Source organism: Aestuariibaculum sediminum, from assembly GCF_014596945.1.
Classification (GTDB): Bacteria; Bacteroidota; Bacteroidia; order Flavobacteriales; family Flavobacteriaceae; genus Aestuariibaculum; species Aestuariibaculum sediminum.
In genome coordinates, this window is sequence record NZ_JACVXB010000013.1 from 1 (window position 1) to 17,959 (window position 17,959).

Here is a 17,959-nt window from a genome sequence, read left to right on the forward strand (position 1 = left end):
CCACCTCCTAAATTCAAGGCTGTTTCCTGATCTTCAACCCATTGTGCAAAGTCACCATCGGTATAATCACAAGCACTGACTGTAGCGTCTTGTGGTAAAATATCGTATGTAATTGCTGGTGGAGCGGTTATAGTATAAGTAGCTGATGCCATTATTGGATCGATACAAGTATCTGTAATAGTCCAGGTCACTGTGATTTCATCACCACAGGCATTAGCTGTACGCTCTCCTAAATCACTTGATAACATAGGCTCACATCCACCTCCTAAATTCAAGGCTGTTTCCTGATCTTCAACCCATTGTGCAAAGTCACCATCGGTATAATCACAAGCACTTACTGTAGCGTCTTGTGGTAAAATATCGTATGTAATTGCTGGTGCATCTATCCAATTATACGTTACACTAATAGGTTCTGCTGGGGTTTCACAATCATCACTAGCGGTAGCTGTCCAGGTTTGACTTCTATTACAACCATCAACCACAATTTCGCCAGGTGTAACCGTAGGCACTAAATTGTCACTACAATTATCAGTTGCAATAAATGTTGGTTCAACAGGTTCTTCACAACCAAAATCAAATCCATCTGGATACATTTCTGAATTTGTGTGTGTTAAAACAGGAGGGGTATCGTCTGCACCGCTAATTGTTCCGCTATATGCTAGAGCTAGATCGCCAAGCGCATTTGTTATGTAAATTTCAACTAGAATGGTCCAGTCACAATCTGTTGATTCTTCTGTAAATGTTCCATTAGCGACCAATAAATTATTACTTCTTGTTGCACCTAAACACGTGGTTAATAAGTTTGGAGCAGTACCTGAGATTATTAAAGGATTTTCAAATTCTGGCATACAACCAGAGATTTCTATATTAAAATCGTCTGGTATTAACCCGTCACCTCGCGTATAAGATGGTAGTTCGTAAAAATTTCTTAATGTTTGCACACATTGTGCTAATTGAACGCCATCTGCAAACAGCGTATACGTTCTTGTTATTGATTGTATAAGTTCATAACCTGGCTCGGCTGTATCCTCGTTTTCAACTTCTTCAAATTCCATGGTTAACTCTTGTCCGCAATCACTTAAAACATTAAAAACGGAGTATATATCTGTTTCTGTCGGAGGAAAGTCTGCTTGACATTCTAAATCTACATCTTCTAATAAACATGTAGCTTCAGGAACACAACAAACTTCTTGAGATAATAAACCAAAACTTAAATGGCTAATCCCTTTAACCGCTTGACATTCGTTTATTTTATTCTCTACCTTATAATACCAATACACATAACCATCATCATCAGCCATTGTACTACCTAAAAAAGTAATTTTATGGCTTACCTCCTCATGTTGACTATGTACACAGTTTATAGTAGCAACTACCGGTGCGTTTCCACAATCGCTCATTAAATATGAGAAATCACAATTAGCAGCATCAACCGTACCCCCTTCAACAACCTCGATACCTGGTCCTTTTGGTCCTGCTATTGTTAAGTCGTAACATTTATTTCCACTTTTCGGGTTAACCAGTATCTCTCCGCAACAGGCAAAATTATTCGTTTTTAAATAAACGATATCTGCATCATCTCCATTACCATCGAAAGACCTATCGAATTTATAAACGGCGAAGGCATCATTATAAAAATCATCTCCACATGATGCATCACCATCTATAATATTTTCAGGAGTGTGGTTACATTCTAATGGTTCTACATCTATACAGTTATTAGATGCTGAATGATTTAAATGTTGTTCAACGTTTGAATTAACAAAATACTTATCTAAACCAGATACATCAAAATAGTTTTCCTGAATATCAGGTGTAAGTATTCTGTAAGGTACAATGCCATTAGGTGTAGCGTGCGAAAGCCAACCCGACATTAAAAAAACAATAACCACTGAATAAATGGTTATACTTGTAAACTGTTTCCTAAAAGACATAGAAAAACAGCAAAATGATCTCAAGAATGTAGCTTTCTTGAAAAAGTTAGTAAAATTGCTCATTAACATAATAGTAGTTTTAATTAGTAAAAGAACTTTGTCACAACAACTGTAAATTGGAAATTATCAAGCACATTAAACATCTTTAATGGTTTCTAATAACTTTTTCGTAAAGGATAGATAATCGGGCTTTTAATACCCAAAACAAAAGCGAAAATGTGTATTTAAAAATCTGTTATTTCAACAAACTTAAAACACGATTATATTCAGTTAGATTGAGGGCTCTAACAATAGCCACAACAAAAAAGGATGATTCTTTAATATAAACTGTAGAACATACAGCTTCAATTAAGGAATACACATGAAGATATAAGGGCATTAATAATTTTGCTATTAATCAAAATGCACTATAATTTTTTCAGAGAGTAATATAACAAGAGTATGTTTCGTAGTGTAGAAAAGGGATTCATAAAATTATGTAATAAAATACTGTTTAGCAAGTAGAATTTAACTTATTAATAATTTTTAGACCATCTGCAAATTAAAACGTTGTATTGTGATTAAACCGTTCATTTCATCTTAAAATATCAACGTTTTATAGATTATCAAAAATTGAAATAATGATTTTCATTAAATCGTTAATATTTAGTGAAAGTTACTAGCTAATAGTATCGATTTTATATTTTTGATAACATCAAATTTAAAATATAACATGAAAAAACTACTAATCTTATCTACCGCCCTTGCTTTTATGGCATGTAACGAAACTCCTAAAGTGGACTATGCCCTGATTGGAGGTACGATAAAAAATTTAAATCCTAATTCGAGTATTACCATTAACACACCAGATGGTTCTGTAAAAGAAGCAATAGAAATAGCTGAAAATGGTACTTTTAAAGACACGCTTAGCGGTAATAACAACTCTTATATTTTATACGATGGTAAAACACCTGTTTTCTTATACGTAGAACCTGGATTCGACCTTAACGTAAGTTATGATGTTACTGATGCTAAAAATTCATTAATAATTACAGGAATAGGCGCTGAAATTAATAACTATTTAATTGAGAAAAGAGAGTTAGAAACCGAATTGATAGGAAACCCTAGAGAGCTTTATACCATGGAAGAGGCTGATTTTAAAGCCAAATTAAACAACATGAAAGAGAAGCTTATTAGTTTTCTTGAAAACACCAAAGATCTTGATGAGGATTTCAAATCCAAAGAGTTAAGAAACATAAATTATTTATACCTATCTATACATAGTAATTATGAAAATGCACATCGTGCCTTAACACAAAACAACACTTTTAAAGTATCTGATGACTTCATGCCAGATTTAAGCACGGTTGATTTTAATAATTTCGAAGATTATAACTATTCTGTTTATTATCAAAATCTGGCACAAACACATTATAAAGATAAAGCTATGGATTTATCTAAAGATGAAGCCATTGATTACGATATAGCTTATTTAAAATCCATCATTCCTTTAAGTAATCAGGAAATGAAAAATGCTATTTTGTTTAATTTCACCAAAGAATCTCTTGGCAGATCAAATGATATTGATGCTCTCTATAAACTATACATGGACAACTCAACTAACGCAGAAAACAATGCTGCGGTGAAGGAGGTTTATGATAAACTAACAGCTATCGCCAAAGGAAAACCGTCTCCTTCTTTCGCTAATTATGTTAATTATGAAGGTGGAACAACCTCGTTAGCTGATTTAAAAGGAAAATATGTGTACATCGATGTGTGGGCTACCTGGTGTGGGCCATGTAAACGTGAGATTCCTTATTTAAAAGAAGTTGAAGCTAAATTTCACGATAAGAACATAGAATTTGTTAGTATATCAATCGATAAGCAAAAGGACTTTGAAAAATGGAAAACAATGGTTGCTGATAAAGAATTAAAAGGAGTTCAGTTATTTGCAGATAATGATTGGAAATCTCAATTTGTTCAAGATTACCAAATTACGGGTATTCCAAGATTTATTTTGATTGACCCAGCTGGAAATATTGTTAATTCGAATGCACCAAGGCCATCAAACCCAGATTTAACCGAACTATTTTCAACACTAGACATATAAACAATGTTTAAATCACATAAAAAGGCTGCAAATTTTTGCAGCCTTTTTTAGGTTTACTTATTTTCTTCCTGCTCTTGTTGTTGCGTAGTCTCTGGTCGTTTAAATAAATCTAGAAACCCTTCACCTAAATAGCTAATTATATGACTTGCTATTAAATTTTCATACCCATAATCTTCTGATGCTATATCTCCTGACTTACCGTGTAAATAAACTCCAAAAACGGCTGCAATTAGCGGCTCATAACCTTGTGCAACAAGCCCTGTTATTATTCCGGTCAAGACATCTCCACTACCCGCAGTAGCCATGCCAGGATTACCTGTTGCATTTATATACAATTTATTTTCATAAACGGTTATTGTATGAGCTCCTTTAATGACAACCACAACTTTATATTTTTTAGAAAAAGCTTTCACTTTATCAATTTTGTCAAAGTCATCATCCCAAGTTCCTATTAAACGTTCTAATTCTTTTGGGTGTGGCGTTAACACAGAACCTTTAGGTAAATAACTCATTAAATCAAGTGATTTTGACAAGATGTTAAGCCCGTCGGCATCTACTACCAATGGCTTTTTATTCGTTTCTAAATATTTTGAAAAAGCATCTATAGTATTTTCTGAGGTTCCCATACCTATACCAATGCCTATAACCGTGGGTTCAAAGTTATATGATATATTCGTGATTTCCATTTCGTTGTTATCAGTAATTACCATAGCTTCAGGAAACGAAGATTGTAATGGAATATAACCACATTTTGGCACGTAAGAAGAAACTAATCCAGCACCTGTTGCTAACGCCGCTTTCGAGGCTAAAATTACTGCTCCAATTTTACCATAGCTACCGCCTACTATTAAAGCGTGACCAAAATGACCTTTATGTGAAAATCTATTTCTAGGTATATAAAGTGGGATGACTTCATTTTTACCTATTACATTAGCTTCTGTTTCGGTTTCAAAAATATATGTGTTATCAAATCCTATATCCAAAACTTCCCACTGATCGGTGAACTTAGCTGTGTCGGGTAGAAAAAACACAAGTTTCGGATTCACAAAACTTAACGTGTAATTAGCCTTAACAACACACAAATCACTTTCAGGAACTTTATTTGTTTGTAAACCGGATGGAATATCTACCGAAAGTGTAAAAGCTCTAGACGCATCTAAATGTTTGAAGAGTAGCAATACCCATCGCTGTATTGGGCGGTTTAGACCTATACCAAAAATAGCATCTACTATGATATCTTTTTCACGTATTTCAGGAAATTCATCTCCTTCTTTTAATAAGGTAGGCCAGTCTTTTGTAACCTGCTTAATTCTATCATAATTAATTAAAAAATCTTTCGATCGTTTATCACTGTAATTAACAATATATGTTTTAACGTTATAACCATCCAATATTAAATGCCTTGCCAAAACCAAACCATCTCCCCCATTGTTTCCAATACCGCAAAAAATATGAATTGGTACTTGTGCTCCCTGCATATGCTGGTGAATCCAATTAAAGATTTGAATTCCGGCACGTTCCATTAAATCCGTAGAGCTTATATTTTGGCGTTCTACAGTTAAACGGTCTCCTTTGTAAATCTGTTCTTTAGAAAATATTTTCATTTATTCTATGTATCGTTTAGTTCCAATATTTTTTTAAGCATCACCAATTAAGTGATTGAATTCGTTTTGTCGAATTTTCAATTCTTAAAACCTATCATGAATTTTATTAAATTAAAATCTGCCCATTATAAGAATACCATAAAAAATTATAATTTGTTTTTTTATAACATTAAAAGTAATACATTTGACATGTTCTATTACAGAAATAATGATTCTTTTAAACCAAAATACTAGCCTAATGCACGCTTTTTCAACAAAAGGGCAGACTTCTATTTTTGGTACAACTACAATTATTACAACCCTTTGGGGTTGCTAATTATATATCTACTTCGGGCTAGTTTTGTAATTATACAATTACAATCAAAAAAACATTTTTTATTAAAACATCAACTAATTAAAACATGAAAGTTTTAAAATTTGGAGGAACTTCTGTTGGTTCATCAAAAAACATTAACAACGTTATAAATATTCTACAAAATTATGCTAAAACTGATGCTATTGTATGTGTCGTTTCGGCTGTTGGCGGGATTACAGACAAGTTACTTTTAGCTGGTAGGCAAGCCAAAAATAAAGACAATAATTATTTAGAAACGTTCGAACTTATTAAGGATATTCATTTTAAGCTTATAAAAGAGCTTAATTCTGATAACCATGATAGTATTGTTTCCTATGTGGAGGATAAATTAAATGCGTTGAAAAGTTTGTTGGATGGCATCTTTTTAATCAATGAATTGTCACCAAAAACATCGGATAAATTAGTGAGTTTTGGCGAATTACTTTCTTCGTACATTATTGCTGAAACTATGAAAAATAGGGATATGTCGGCAGCACGAAAAAATTCGCAAGACCTTATTCTTACCAATTCTAATTTCACAAAAGCCGAAGTGAATTACGGAGTTACCAATACTAACATACAAGCTTATTTTAAAGAAGCTAAAGAACAAGTTACCATATTACCAGGTTTTATTTCAAAATCTAGATTAGGGGAGCAAACAACGCTGGGACGTGGTGGTTCAGATTTTACGGCTGCCATAGTTGCCGCTGCTTTAAAAGTAGAACAATTAGAAATATGGACCGATGTTAGTGGGATGTTTACAACTAACCCTAAATTAGTAAAACAAGCTTATCCTATTAAAAAAATATCCTATCAGGAAGCAATGGAACTTTCGCATTTTGGTGCTAAAGTTCTATATCCTCCTACGGTACAACCTGTGTTGGATTTAAATATTCCAATACATATAAAAAACACCATGGAACCGGAAGCTGTTGGTACTATAATATCAAATGAAGAAATTCCAGCTAACGGGTCCGTAGTAAAAGGGATTAGTAATATTGGAAATATTGCACTAATCACTTTACAAGGTAGTGGTATGGTAGGTATTCCCGGATTTTCCAAACGTTTGTTCGAAACCTTATCACAGGAAAAAATAAATGTTATTCTTATCACACAAGCATCTTCAGAACATTCTATTTGTTTAGGAATTGATGAAAGTGATACCGAAATAGCTAAAAACGCCATCGATGCTACTTTTGAAAACGAAATACAACTACATAAAATAGACCCTATTCTTGTCGAAAAGGGACTTTCAATTGTAGCTTTAGTTGGTGATAACATGAAAAATCATCAAGGTATTAGTGGTAAAATGTTTAGTGCGCTAGGACGAAATAATATTAATATCAGAGCGATTGCTCAAGGCGCTTCTGAAAAAAATATTTCTGCCGTTATTGCGGAAAAGGATGTAAAAAAAGCCTTAAACACTTTACATGAGCAGTTTTTTGAATCTAAAACAAAACAACTTAATGTCTTTATCACTGGAGTTGGTAATGTTGGCGAAAAACTGGTTGAGCAAATAAAACAGCAACGTAAATATTTAAAGGAAAATCTTAAAATAAACCTTCGAGTAGCAGGTTTGTCGAATTCCAGAAAAATGATTTTTAATGAGGACGGCATCGATTTAAGCGATTGGAAAGTTCAATTAAATAATGGAGAATCAGCTTCATTAGAAGGTTTTTTCGAAAATACCAAAGCACTAAACTTACGTAATAGTATTTTTGTTGATGTTACTGCAAATAGCGATGTAGCCAATTTATATCAACATTATTTACGTCAGAGCATAGGTGTTGTAGCCTGTAACAAAATAGCTTGTTCAAGTGATTTTGACAACTATAAATTATTAAAACGTTTATCGCTTAAATACAATGCGCCATTTTTATTTGAAACCAATGTTGGTGCTGGATTACCTATTATAGATACCTTAAATAATCTTGTAGCTTCTGGCGATAAAGTAACCTCTATCCATGCTGTTTTGTCTGGAAGTTTAAACTTTGTATTTAATAATTTTAATGACAACACTAAATTTTACGATGTTGTTAAACAGGCTGCTGCCGAAGGATACACCGAGCCGGACCCCAGAATTGATTTAAGTGGCGTAGATGTTGCAAGAAAAATTTTAATCTTAGCAAGGGAAAGTGGTATCGAAATGAATTTAGAAGATATCGAAAACAAACCATTTTTATCCGAGGCAGGCTTAAAAAGTACTAGTGTAGATGATTTTTATAAAACTTTAATTGCAGACGAAGCCCATTATCAGGCATTATATGCATCGGCGAAAGCCAAAGGGTGTCAGTTAAAATATGTAGCACAATTTAATGAAGGTAAAGCAAATGTGAGTTTACAAGAAATTCCATCAGACCACCCGTTTTACAATTTAAAAGGTAGCGATAACATCGTGATGTTTTACACGAACCGCTACGCTAATCAACCAATGATCATCAAAGGTGCGGGTGCTGGTGCCGATGTTACCGCATCAGGTTTATTTGCCGATATTATTAGAATTGGAAATAACTAAAAAATGGTCTCTGTTAAACACAATTTAAGATGACTTTGTATAAAAAAAGTACCAGCTATTGCTCTAGTGCAGCTGAAAACTATCTGATAGAAAAAATGAATGAAATAAAAATATTTTCACCAGCTACAGTAGCTAACGTTGCCTGCGGTTTCGATGTTATGGGCTTTTGCCTAGACAGTGTTGGTGACGAGATGGTAATTAGAAAAGTAGAAAAAAAAGGTATTCATATAACACATATAGAAGGCTTTGATTTACCTTACCAAGCAGATGAAAATGTAGCAGGTGTTTCAGCTTTAGCTATGTACAATGCTTTAGATGTCGATTTTGGCTTTGAAATTGAAATTTACAAAAACATTAAACCTGGTAGCGGTATAGGCAGTAGTGCTGCAAGTGCTGTTGGTAGTGTTTTCGGCATAAATGAGCTACTAGGCCGTCCGTTTAACAAAACACAACTTACCGAATTTGCTATAAAAGGAGAAGCTTTGGCCAGTAAATGCGAGCATGCCGACAATCTGGCTCCTGCTATGTTTGGAGGTTTTACACTTGTAAAAAGTTTAGATCCTTTAGAAATTCTTGAAATTCCTTGTCCTGAAAATTTATACGCTACAATAATTCATCCTCAAATAGAAATAAAAACGAGTGAGGCCAGAGCTATTTTACCTAAAGATGTGGCCTTGAATAATGCAATTACCCAGTGGGCAAATTTTGGCAGTTTAATTCATGGGTTACACACTAGCAATTTTGGTTTAATACAAAGATCTTTAAATGACGTTATTGTTGAACCTTATCGAAGTCAACTGATTCCATATTATGATGAAGTGAAAAAGGCAGCCTTACATGCAGGGGCATTAGGTGCAGGAATTTCGGGTTCAGGACCTTCCGTTTTCACACTAAATGAAGGCTTAGAAACCGCTAATAACGTTGCTGAAAGTATAAAAGCCATATACGCAAAAACAGATATTGATTTCGATGTTCATGTTTCCCCAATAAACACTTACGGAATCAAAATATTAAACTAACTATTGATTATTACTTGATAATAAAATGAACTATTACTCATTAAACCACCAAGCACCAAAATCATCGTTTAAAGATGCAGTTATAAAAGGATTGGCTCCTGATAAAGGGTTATACTTTCCAGAAACCATAGCGCCACTTCCGAAGTCATTTTTTGAAAATATAGATAACTTATCCTATTCTGAGATTGCTTTTGAAGCCATCAAACAATTTGTATCACCTGAAATACCAGAGGAAACCCTTAAAACTATTGTTGAAGAAACGCTTTCTTTTGAATTTCCTGTTATTCAATTAAACGAAAATATCTCTGTATTAGAACTTTTTCATGGGCCAACAATGGCGTTTAAAGATGTTGGCGCTCGATTTATGGCGCGTTGTCTAGGATATTTCAACAAAAACAATGAAAAAGAAGTAACGGTTTTAGTAGCCACATCGGGAGATACTGGAGGTGCTGTTGCCAACGGATTTTTAGGTGTTAAAGGGGTTAATGTAGTTATACTCTACCCTAGCGGAAAAGTTAGCGATATTCAGGAAAAGCAATTAACTACTTTAGGTCAAAATATAAAAGCTTTGGAAGTTAATGGCACTTTTGATGATTGTCAGGCTATGGTAAAAAAAGCTTTTTTAGATGATAGCCTTACCAATAAGATGCAACTCACATCTGCAAATTCCATAAATGTGGCGCGTTGGTTACCCCAACTATTTTATTTTATGTTTGCCTACAAGCAGTTACATAATAAACATAAAGATATCGTGTTTTCGGTTCCTAGTGGAAACTTTGGAAATATATGTGCTGGTATGATGGCGCAGCAACTAGGTTTACCTATTAAACATTTCGTAGCTTCAAATAACGCTAATAATGTGGTAACACGCTACCTAGTATCAAAATTATACGAACCAAAACCATCTATTCAAACCATTAGTAATGCTATGGATGTAGGGGCGCCAAGTAATTTTATCCGTATTCAGGAAATTTATAAGAACAATTTTGAAAATTTAAAACAAAACCTATCATCTTTCAGTTATTCTGATGATGAAACCAGAGTAGCAATGAAAGAAATATACAATAAATATAATTATGTTGCCGACCCGCATGGTGCAGTTGGTTATCTTGGATGCAAAGCCTATTTAAAAGAAAACCCGAATACACACTGTGTGTTTTTAGAAACTGCACATCCTACCAAATTTTTGGATGTAGTTGAAGATGTTATTCAAGAAAAACAACCTTTACCAGAACAAATAAAAGAGGTAATTGATAAAGAAAAAGAATCGTTTGTCATTACCGGTTATGATGATTTAAAGGATTTTCTTTTAAACTAAAAAAAAGGTGTTTCTTTGAGGAACACCTTTTTTTTGAAACATCTGAATCATTATATTTACACCGCAAACATTCTAATTTAATCACTCCCAGCTTATCATTTTAAAGATGAATTTAAACCAATTTTCAACACTATTACTTAGTCTTACCTTAGTCGTTTCTTGTGCAAAATCTGCAAAAAAAAAGGAAGACAAACCAAGTCAGCGTCCAAATATTATTTTTATCATGTCTGACGATCATGCCTATCAGGCCATAAGTGCCTACAGCGATAAATTAACCACTACACCTCATATTGACCGAATTGCAAAGGAGGGAATATTATTTACCAATGCCACCGTTACAAATTCTATATGTGCCCCTTCACGGGCAACTATTCTAACAGGAAAACACACACATATTAACGGGAAAATAGATAATTTATCACCATTTGACACCACACAAGTTACTTTCCCTCAATTATTTCAGAAGGCAGGATATCAAACGGCGATGTTTGGAAAACTTCACTTTGGGAATAATCCTAAAGGTGTTGATGACCTTATGATTTTACCGGGTCAAGGAAGCTATATAAATCCCGATTTTATTACAAAGAATGGCGAAAAGATCAATAAACAGGGGTATGCTACCGATATCATTACAGATATGTCTATCGAGTGGATGGACAAAAAGCGTGATACAACAAAACCGTTTTTATTGATGTATTTACACAAAGCACCCCACAGAGCTTGGTGGCCAAAACCTGATAAATTTAAAGAATATACACAGAAAACTTTCCCAGAACCTGAAACTCTTTTTGATGATTATGCCTCACGCGGAACAGCTGCAAAAACAGCAGAAATGAACATCTTAAAACATATGCTTCTGTCTTACGATTTAAAAGTATTTCCTAAAACCATCGAAGAATTAGGCATTGAAGTTGATGAAAGAAATGCAAAACTATTTAATTATAGTGAGTTTCATAGAATGAATGACGAGCAAAAAGCTATGTATATGCCTATTTTAGATTCTATAAATCTAGACTTTAAATCCAAATGGTTAACCATGAGCGAAAAAGAAAAGACAAAATGGAAATACCAACGCTATATGCAGGACTATCTGGCATGTATATCGAGTGTAGATGACAATATAGGGCGTGTTCTTAACTATTTAAAAGCGAACAACCTGGAAGATAACACTATAGTGGTATATACTTCCGACCAGGGATTTTATTTAGGAGAACACGGTTGGTTTGATAAGCGATTTATGTACAGCGAATCATTTAAAACACCGCTCATGATAAAATGGCCCAATAAAATAAAACCTGGTATTACAAGCGATGAAATGGTACAAAATTTGGATTTTGCGCAAACATTTTTAGAAGCTGCTGGAATAGCTATTCCTGATGATATGCAAGGAGAAAGTTTATTGCCGCTGTTAACTGGTAATACAAAAGAATGGAATAGAGATGGTGTATATTATCATTACTACGAATATCCTGGGGAACATGCAGTTAAAAGGCATTATGGAATGGCTACCAAAGACTTTAAGTTAATTCATTTTTATCATGATGTTGATGAATGGGAACTATACGATTTAAAAAAGGACCCACAGGAAATGACTAATGTTTACAACAATCCAGAATACAGTGAGATAGTTACTAAGCTTAAACAGGAACTAAAAGCTATGCGTTTAAAATATAAAGATTCACCTGAATTAGATCAGAAATTTATAAAGCGATATAACGAAAAAAAAGATACCCATTAAATTTTAAAAAGCGTTTCATTTTTGAGACGCTTTTTTTATTAAAAAAGAGATATAGCACATTTTCAAACAACATAAATCGCGTAACTTTATACATTAACAACAAACGTCATGAAAACCGAAAAGGAAAAAATGCTTGCAGGAGAACCTTTTGATGCGCATTGTGATGAAATGATAAACATCAGAACAAGAATAAAACATATCCTGCATAAACTTAACGTTACAGAATATTACACCGAAAAATTTCAGAAAACAATTAATGAGCTTTGTCCGAATTCTGCCAAGAATATCCATTTAGAACCTCCGTTTCATTGTGACTATGGTGAGAATATATTTGCTGGTGATGGTGTTTTTATAAACTTTGGAGCCGTAATACTTGATGGTGCCAAAGTAACTATTGGTCGAAAAACGTTAATAGCTCCGGGTGTTCATATTTATACGGCCAGGCATCCCCTTGAAATTGAAGACCGGCGTGTCTGGGAAGATGTGAGACCAGTAACTATTGGAGAAGAATGTTGGATTGGTGGTCATGCCACCATTTGCCCAGGTGTAACCATTGGAGATCGAGCAGTTATTGGAGCTGGTTCGGTAGTTACCAAAGATATTCCAGCAGATTGTTTAGCAGTTGGTAACCCTGCTAGAGTAATAAAAAAACTTAATCAGAAAATTAAATGAATCTTACCGATTGGCTGGGCTTTATGGGTGTTGCACTCATCCTTTTGGCTTATATTTTAAACGTAACAAACACAATATCAAATTCACACATTGCCTTCATTTTATTAAATTGCATTGGTGCAACAATGGCTTGCTATGCATCTGTGCTTTTAAATTATTGGCCTTTCATTATTCTTGAAGGAGTTTGGGCTTTGGTTTCATTGGTAGCACTTCTTAAAACCCTTACAAATACGACTAATATATCATAACCACATCCATCAACTGTAATTTCTTAAGTTCAATTTAACTTTTCATAAAATAAGCGATCTATAAAATTTCAATACATTTGCGGAACAAACTAAAATAATACGTAAATGAAAAACACAGCCTTAACAGAAACTCATATTGCCCTGGGCGCTAAAATGGTACCTTTTGCAGGATATAACATGCCGGTACAATACGAAGGAGTAAATATTGAACACGAAACAGTAAGAAACGCTGTTGGTGTTTTTGATGTATCACACATGGGTGAGTTTTTAATTGAAGGCGAACATGCTTTAACTTTAATACAAAAAGTTTCTAGTAACGATGCTTCTAAATTAACGGTCGGAAAAGCCCAATATAGCTGTATGCCTAATGATAATGGCGGTATTGTAGACGATTTAATTATCTACAAAATAAAAGAAGAACAATACTTATTGGTTGTTAATGCGAGTAATATTGATAAAGATTGGAATTGGATTCAATCTAAAAACGATGTAGGAGCCCAAATGCGTAATTTAAGTGATGATTACTCATTACTTGCTATCCAAGGCCCTAAAGCTATCGAAGCTATGCAAAGTTTAACAAGTCACGATTTGTCGGCTATTAAATTTTACTCTTTTGAAGTTGGCGATTTTGCAGGTATAGATAATGTTATTATTTCTGCTACAGGATATACAGGAAGCGGCGGATTTGAAATTTATGTAAAGAATGACGATGTAAAACAAGTATGGGACAAAGTTTTTGAAGCAGGTGCCGATTTCGGTATAAAACCAATTGGTTTAGCTGCTAGAGACACTTTACGTCTTGAAATGGGGTATTGCCTTTACGGAAATGATATCGACGATACCACCTCTCCTATCGAAGCAGGTTTGGGTTGGATTACAAAATTTACGAAAGACTTTACTAATGCTGATGCTTTGAAAGCACAAAAAGAAAATGGTACAGAGCGTAAACTTGTGGCATTCGAATTAAATGAGCGCGGTATTCCACGTCAAGGCTATGATATCGTAGATACTGACGGAAACAAAATAGGCCATGTAACCTCTGGAACTATGTCACCTAGTTTAGGAAAAGGTATCGGTTTAGGATATGTTCCAACAGATTTATCGGCCGTAAACAACACGATACACATTCAAATAAGAAAAAATAGTGTTCCGGCAAAGGTAGTAAAACTACCCTTTTACAAAGGATAAACTCATAAATTCTATGTAAATGAAAAGGCTGGCCAACAAAGGAAAACATAGAATACTTATTTTAGGGGCTAGCGGCTTTTTAGGTAATGCCATATACAAAGAGCTATGCCCCTACTTTAACACCTTTGGAACGTACAATATTAATAACAGCCAGTTAGAAAAAAATCAACATTTTTTTCAGTATAATTTTCAGGAAGACGATATTTATGAAATTTTAAATATCGTAAAACCAAGTATTATCATTTCGGCACTTCGCGGTGACTTTGCAACCCAATTTATTGCACACAAACACATTTCCGAATACATTTCCAGCCACAATACAAAATGCATATTTTTATCTTCAGCTAATGTTTTCGATGCTTATAGTAAATATCCCAGTTATGAGGAAGATAAAACCCTTAGCAACAGTATATATGGTCATTTTAAGATAAAAATTGAAAATATGCTTTTAAGGTTACCAAAAAAGAAAGTCGCTATTTTAAGGCTTCCTATGGTTTTTGGGCCTTACTCCCCGCGTTTAAAAGAACTGGCACAATTAATTAAAGACAAGGAACCTGTAGAAATTTTCCCTAATCTTATCATGAATGTAACCACTCACACTAAACTGACTCAGCAAATTCATTATATAATTAATCGTAATAAATCGGGGGTGTTTCATTTAGGAAGTACAGATTTGGTGCATCATGACGAATTTATCCGGGAAATAATTAATGTATCGGGACTAAAAAAAGCAATCTATAAAAGAGTATATACCACAAACGACGACCGCTATTTAGCCGTTTTACCGAAATACAATATGCTGCCAAAAAATTTGCAATTACTTAGTCAGGAAATTTTAACAGAGTTGGAAATATAATTGATTTTACAATCCGAAATTACTACATTGTGGTTAATTATTACAACTATTAAAATCATTAATTATGAGCAAATTATCAGAACAAGATATTGAAAAACGTTTATTACATTTACCAGAATGGGACTATTACGACGATGCCATACATGCCGAATTTGAATTTGAAAATTTTAAAGACTGCTTTAGTGCGATGAGTCGCATCGCATTTGAATGTGAAGCCTTAAATCACCATCCTGATTGGTCTAACACCTATAATGTGCTTACTATTTCTTTATCAACACACTCAGAACACGGCGTAACCGACAAGGATTTTGCATTAGCCAAAGCCATCGAAGCCATTGTCGAACCCGAAGATGAAGATTAATCAATAACAATTTTAAATGTAATGCATAAGCTTTACAGATTTTTTTAAATTTGCATTCGGATAAAAAACAATAACCTTGAAACGCCAAGCTTTAAATGGCGGTAACATAAAGATTTTATAATATGGGAAGAGCTTTTGAGTTTAGAAAAGCACGTAAAATGAAACGCTGGTCGGCAATGAGTAAGGCGTTTACTCGCATTGGTAAAGATATTGTAATGGCAGTAAAAGAAGGCGGTCCCGACCCGGATAGCAACTCAAGATTGCGTGCAGTCATTCAAAATGCCAAATCGGTAAACATGCCAAAAGACAATATTGAACGTGCTATAAAACGTGCTTCCGATAAAAGTCAAGGCGATTACAAAGAAGTTATTTTTGAAGGTTACGCACCTCACGGTATTGCCATATTAGTTGAAACTGCAACCGACAACAACACGAGAACCGTTGCTAATGTGCGTAGTTATTTTAATAAGTGCGAAGGTAGTTTAGGAACTTCTGGCTCTGTAGTTTTTATGTTCGATCACACTTGTAATTTCAAGGTGAAAGCTGAAGGTTTGGACATGGAAGAACTTGAGTTAGAACTTATAGATTTTGGTGTTGAAGAAATTTTTGAAGACACTGAAGAGGATGCCGATGGCAACGAAGTTACTAGCGTAATGATTTACGCCCCTTTTGAAAGCTTTGGTAAAATACAAGCCTATTTAGAAGATAATAACATCGAAATTTTATCATCTGGTTTTGAGCGCATACCTCAAGTCACTAAAAAATTAAATGAAGAACAAGTCGCTGATGTTGAAAAACTATTGGAAAAACTTGAGGAAGACGACGATGTGCAAAATGTATATCATACCATGGAAGAAAGTGCTGAGTAATAATTAGAATTTTCAGATAATATTTAAAGGCTATCAATAATTATGATAGCCTTTCCTATTTTAATTAAATTCTTAACACAAAGTTGTTGTTTATTAATAGTTTTTCCTCCAATAAGTTTTAATTTTAATATTCAAATTTTAACCATAAAAAATGAATAAAACTATAAAATGGGGTATTATCGGTTGTGGTGATGTTACTGAAATTAAAAGTGGACCTGCATATAAATTTACAAAAGGATTTGAGCTAGTCGCCGTAATGCGGCGTAATCTCGAAAAAGTGAAAGACTACGCTAAACGCCACCAAATTCAAAAATACTATACAGATGCCGATCAATTAATAAACGATTCCGATATTGATGCGGTTTATATAGCAACCCCTCCCGATTCACATATGTTTTATGCTCTAAAAGTTGCAAAAGCAGGTAAGATATGTTGTATTGAAAAACCTATGGCTCCTAATTACGAGCAAAGCTTAACCGTTTACAATGCTTTTAAAGATAAAAACATCCCTCTTTTCGTAGCTTATTACCGCCGCTCCTTACCGAGGTTTACGCAAATAAAATCATGGATCGATAATAATGACATTGGAACAGTAAGACATATAAATTGGCAATTTAGTAAACCTGCATCTTCCATTGATATTTCTGATGAATATTACTGGAGAACCGATTCTAAAATTGCACCTGGAGGCTACTTTGACGATTTAGCAAGTCATGGATTAGATTATTTTACTTTTGTTTTAGGTCCTGTTAAAGAAGTTAAAGGTTTTGCTGTGAATCAAGCAAATAATTACACTGCCAAAGATGCTATTACGGCCTGTTGGATTCATGAAAATAACATTACGGGATCAGCCTACTGGAATTTTAACTGTAACGACCAATTGGATAAGGTCATCATTCAAGGAACTGAAGGTTACATTGAATTTGCAATTTTTCAAGACAAACCAATCAAATTGAGAAGTAATAATAATAGAGAAACGTTACACATCGAACATCCTAAACATGTTCAAATGCATCATGTAGAAGATATGCGTAATATGCTTTTGGAAGAAAACTATATACACCCTTCACTTGGAGGCACAGCACTTCACACCAGTTGGATAATGGATAAAATATTAGGTGTTTTATAAAATATTCTTTAAATATTTTAACGTTTCTATAGGAATTCTTTAAACTGATAATAAGTATTTTTAGCTTCAAAATTTTTGAAAACAA

Annotated in this window: 14 protein-coding genes; 12 read left to right on the top strand and 2 right to left on the bottom strand. The window is 34.0% G+C overall.

The genetic code is table 11. The features are described 5' to 3' along the window. Positions 1-1,934: hypothetical protein (locus tag ICJ83_RS16200; protein WP_188231457.1), on the bottom strand; the 1,934-nt coding region annotated here is incomplete at its 3' end. Positions 1,935-2,646: 712 nt separating this feature from the next. Here ICJ83_RS16200 and ICJ83_RS16205 point away from each other — a divergent pair. Then, positions 2,647-4,023: a TlpA family protein disulfide reductase gene (locus ICJ83_RS16205; RefSeq protein WP_188231458.1), complete on the top strand. Its 1,377-nt coding sequence runs from the start codon at positions 2,647-2,649 to the stop codon at positions 4,021-4,023. A gap of 53 nt (positions 4,024-4,076) precedes the next feature. Here the strand turns inward: ICJ83_RS16205 and ICJ83_RS16210 are convergent, their stop codons facing one another. Further along, positions 4,077-5,627 (bottom strand): NAD(P)H-hydrate dehydratase, encoded by a 1,551-nt coding sequence (locus ICJ83_RS16210; protein ID WP_188231459.1) that lies wholly within the window; start codon positions 5,625-5,627, stop codon positions 4,077-4,079. Between the two features lie 401 nt (positions 5,628-6,028). Between ICJ83_RS16210 and thrA the strand changes: the two genes are divergently transcribed. The 11 genes from thrA to ICJ83_RS16265 all read left to right on the top strand — a co-directional run bounded on the left by thrA (position 6,029) and on the right by ICJ83_RS16265 (position 17,874). Continuing rightward, positions 6,029-8,476 carry a bifunctional aspartate kinase/homoserine dehydrogenase I gene (thrA, locus tag ICJ83_RS16215; protein WP_188231460.1) on the top strand — a complete coding sequence of 816 codons (2,448 nt, stop codon included), beginning with the start codon at positions 6,029-6,031 and terminating at the stop codon, positions 8,474-8,476. 95 nt (positions 8,477-8,571) lie between these two features. After that, complete coding sequence (locus ICJ83_RS16220; protein ID WP_188231486.1) at positions 8,572-9,495, top strand: homoserine kinase; 924 nt, start codon at positions 8,572-8,574, stop codon at positions 9,493-9,495. A 25-nt stretch (positions 9,496-9,520) separates the two neighbouring features. Further along, positions 9,521-10,813, top strand: coding sequence for a threonine synthase (thrC, locus tag ICJ83_RS16225; protein WP_188231461.1), 1,293 nt, complete (start codon positions 9,521-9,523; stop codon positions 10,811-10,813). A 106-nt stretch (positions 10,814-10,919) separates the two neighbouring features. After that, on the top strand, positions 10,920-12,551 hold the full coding sequence (locus ICJ83_RS16230; RefSeq protein WP_188231462.1) for a sulfatase family protein: 1,632 nt from the start codon (positions 10,920-10,922) through the stop codon (positions 12,549-12,551). A gap of 108 nt (positions 12,552-12,659) precedes the next feature. After that, entirely contained in the window at positions 12,660-13,223 is a 564-nt protein-coding gene (locus ICJ83_RS16235) for a sugar O-acetyltransferase (RefSeq protein ID WP_188231463.1), read from the top strand. After that, positions 13,220-13,471, top strand: a complete 252-nt coding sequence (locus ICJ83_RS16240) for a CBU_0592 family membrane protein (RefSeq protein WP_188231464.1) — start codon at positions 13,220-13,222, stop codon at positions 13,469-13,471. Before ICJ83_RS16235 ends, ICJ83_RS16240 begins: the two co-directional genes overlap by 4 nt. Before the next feature lie 105 nt (positions 13,472-13,576). Beyond that, positions 13,577-14,659: a glycine cleavage system aminomethyltransferase GcvT gene (gene gcvT / locus ICJ83_RS16245; RefSeq protein ID WP_188231465.1), complete on the top strand. Its 1,083-nt coding sequence runs from the start codon at positions 13,577-13,579 to the stop codon at positions 14,657-14,659. Positions 14,660-14,678: 19 nt separating this feature from the next. After that, entirely contained in the window at positions 14,679-15,515 is an 837-nt protein-coding gene (locus ICJ83_RS16250) for a sugar nucleotide-binding protein (RefSeq protein ID WP_188231466.1), read from the top strand. 64 nt (positions 15,516-15,579) lie between these two features. Then, positions 15,580-15,876 (top strand): 4a-hydroxytetrahydrobiopterin dehydratase, encoded by a 297-nt coding sequence (locus ICJ83_RS16255; RefSeq protein WP_188231467.1) that lies wholly within the window; start codon positions 15,580-15,582, stop codon positions 15,874-15,876. A gap of 122 nt (positions 15,877-15,998) precedes the next feature. Next, positions 15,999-16,745: a YebC/PmpR family DNA-binding transcriptional regulator gene (locus tag ICJ83_RS16260; RefSeq protein ID WP_188231468.1), complete on the top strand. Its 747-nt coding sequence runs from the start codon at positions 15,999-16,001 to the stop codon at positions 16,743-16,745. 151 nt (positions 16,746-16,896) lie between these two features. Continuing rightward, the gene (locus ICJ83_RS16265; protein ID WP_188231469.1) at positions 16,897-17,874 is read left to right on the top strand and encodes a Gfo/Idh/MocA family protein; all 978 of its coding nucleotides are present in this window, start codon (positions 16,897-16,899) and stop codon (positions 17,872-17,874) included. Positions 17,875-17,959 lie beyond the last annotated feature (85 nt).

Bases quoted from the DNA above. Each gene is read 5' to 3' on its own strand.
- thrA (WP_188231460.1), top strand. From the start codon at position 6,029: ATGAAAGTTTTAAAATTTGGAGGAACTTCTGTTGGTTCATCAAAAAAC.
- ICJ83_RS16210 (WP_188231459.1), bottom strand. From the start codon at position 5,627: ATGAAAATATTTTCTAAAGAACAGATTTACAAAGGAGACCGTTTAACT.
- ICJ83_RS16230 (WP_188231462.1), top strand. From the start codon at position 10,920: ATGAATTTAAACCAATTTTCAACACTATTACTTAGTCTTACCTTAGTC.
- ICJ83_RS16265 (WP_188231469.1), top strand. From the start codon at position 16,897: ATGAATAAAACTATAAAATGGGGTATTATCGGTTGTGGTGATGTTACT.
- ICJ83_RS16235 (WP_188231463.1), top strand. From the start codon at position 12,660: ATGAAAACCGAAAAGGAAAAAATGCTTGCAGGAGAACCTTTTGATGCG.
- ICJ83_RS16205 (WP_188231458.1), top strand. From the start codon at position 2,647: ATGAAAAAACTACTAATCTTATCTACCGCCCTTGCTTTTATGGCATGT.
- ICJ83_RS16250 (WP_188231466.1), top strand. From the start codon at position 14,679: ATGAAAAGGCTGGCCAACAAAGGAAAACATAGAATACTTATTTTAGGG.
- ICJ83_RS16255 (WP_188231467.1), top strand. From the start codon at position 15,580: ATGAGCAAATTATCAGAACAAGATATTGAAAAACGTTTATTACATTTA.
- ICJ83_RS16220 (WP_188231486.1), top strand. From the start codon at position 8,572: ATGAATGAAATAAAAATATTTTCACCAGCTACAGTAGCTAACGTTGCC.
- ICJ83_RS16240 (WP_188231464.1), top strand. From the start codon at position 13,220: ATGAATCTTACCGATTGGCTGGGCTTTATGGGTGTTGCACTCATCCTT.
- thrC (WP_188231461.1), top strand. From the start codon at position 9,521: ATGAACTATTACTCATTAAACCACCAAGCACCAAAATCATCGTTTAAA.
- gcvT (WP_188231465.1), top strand. From the start codon at position 13,577: ATGAAAAACACAGCCTTAACAGAAACTCATATTGCCCTGGGCGCTAAA.
- ICJ83_RS16260 (WP_188231468.1), top strand. From the start codon at position 15,999: ATGGGAAGAGCTTTTGAGTTTAGAAAAGCACGTAAAATGAAACGCTGG.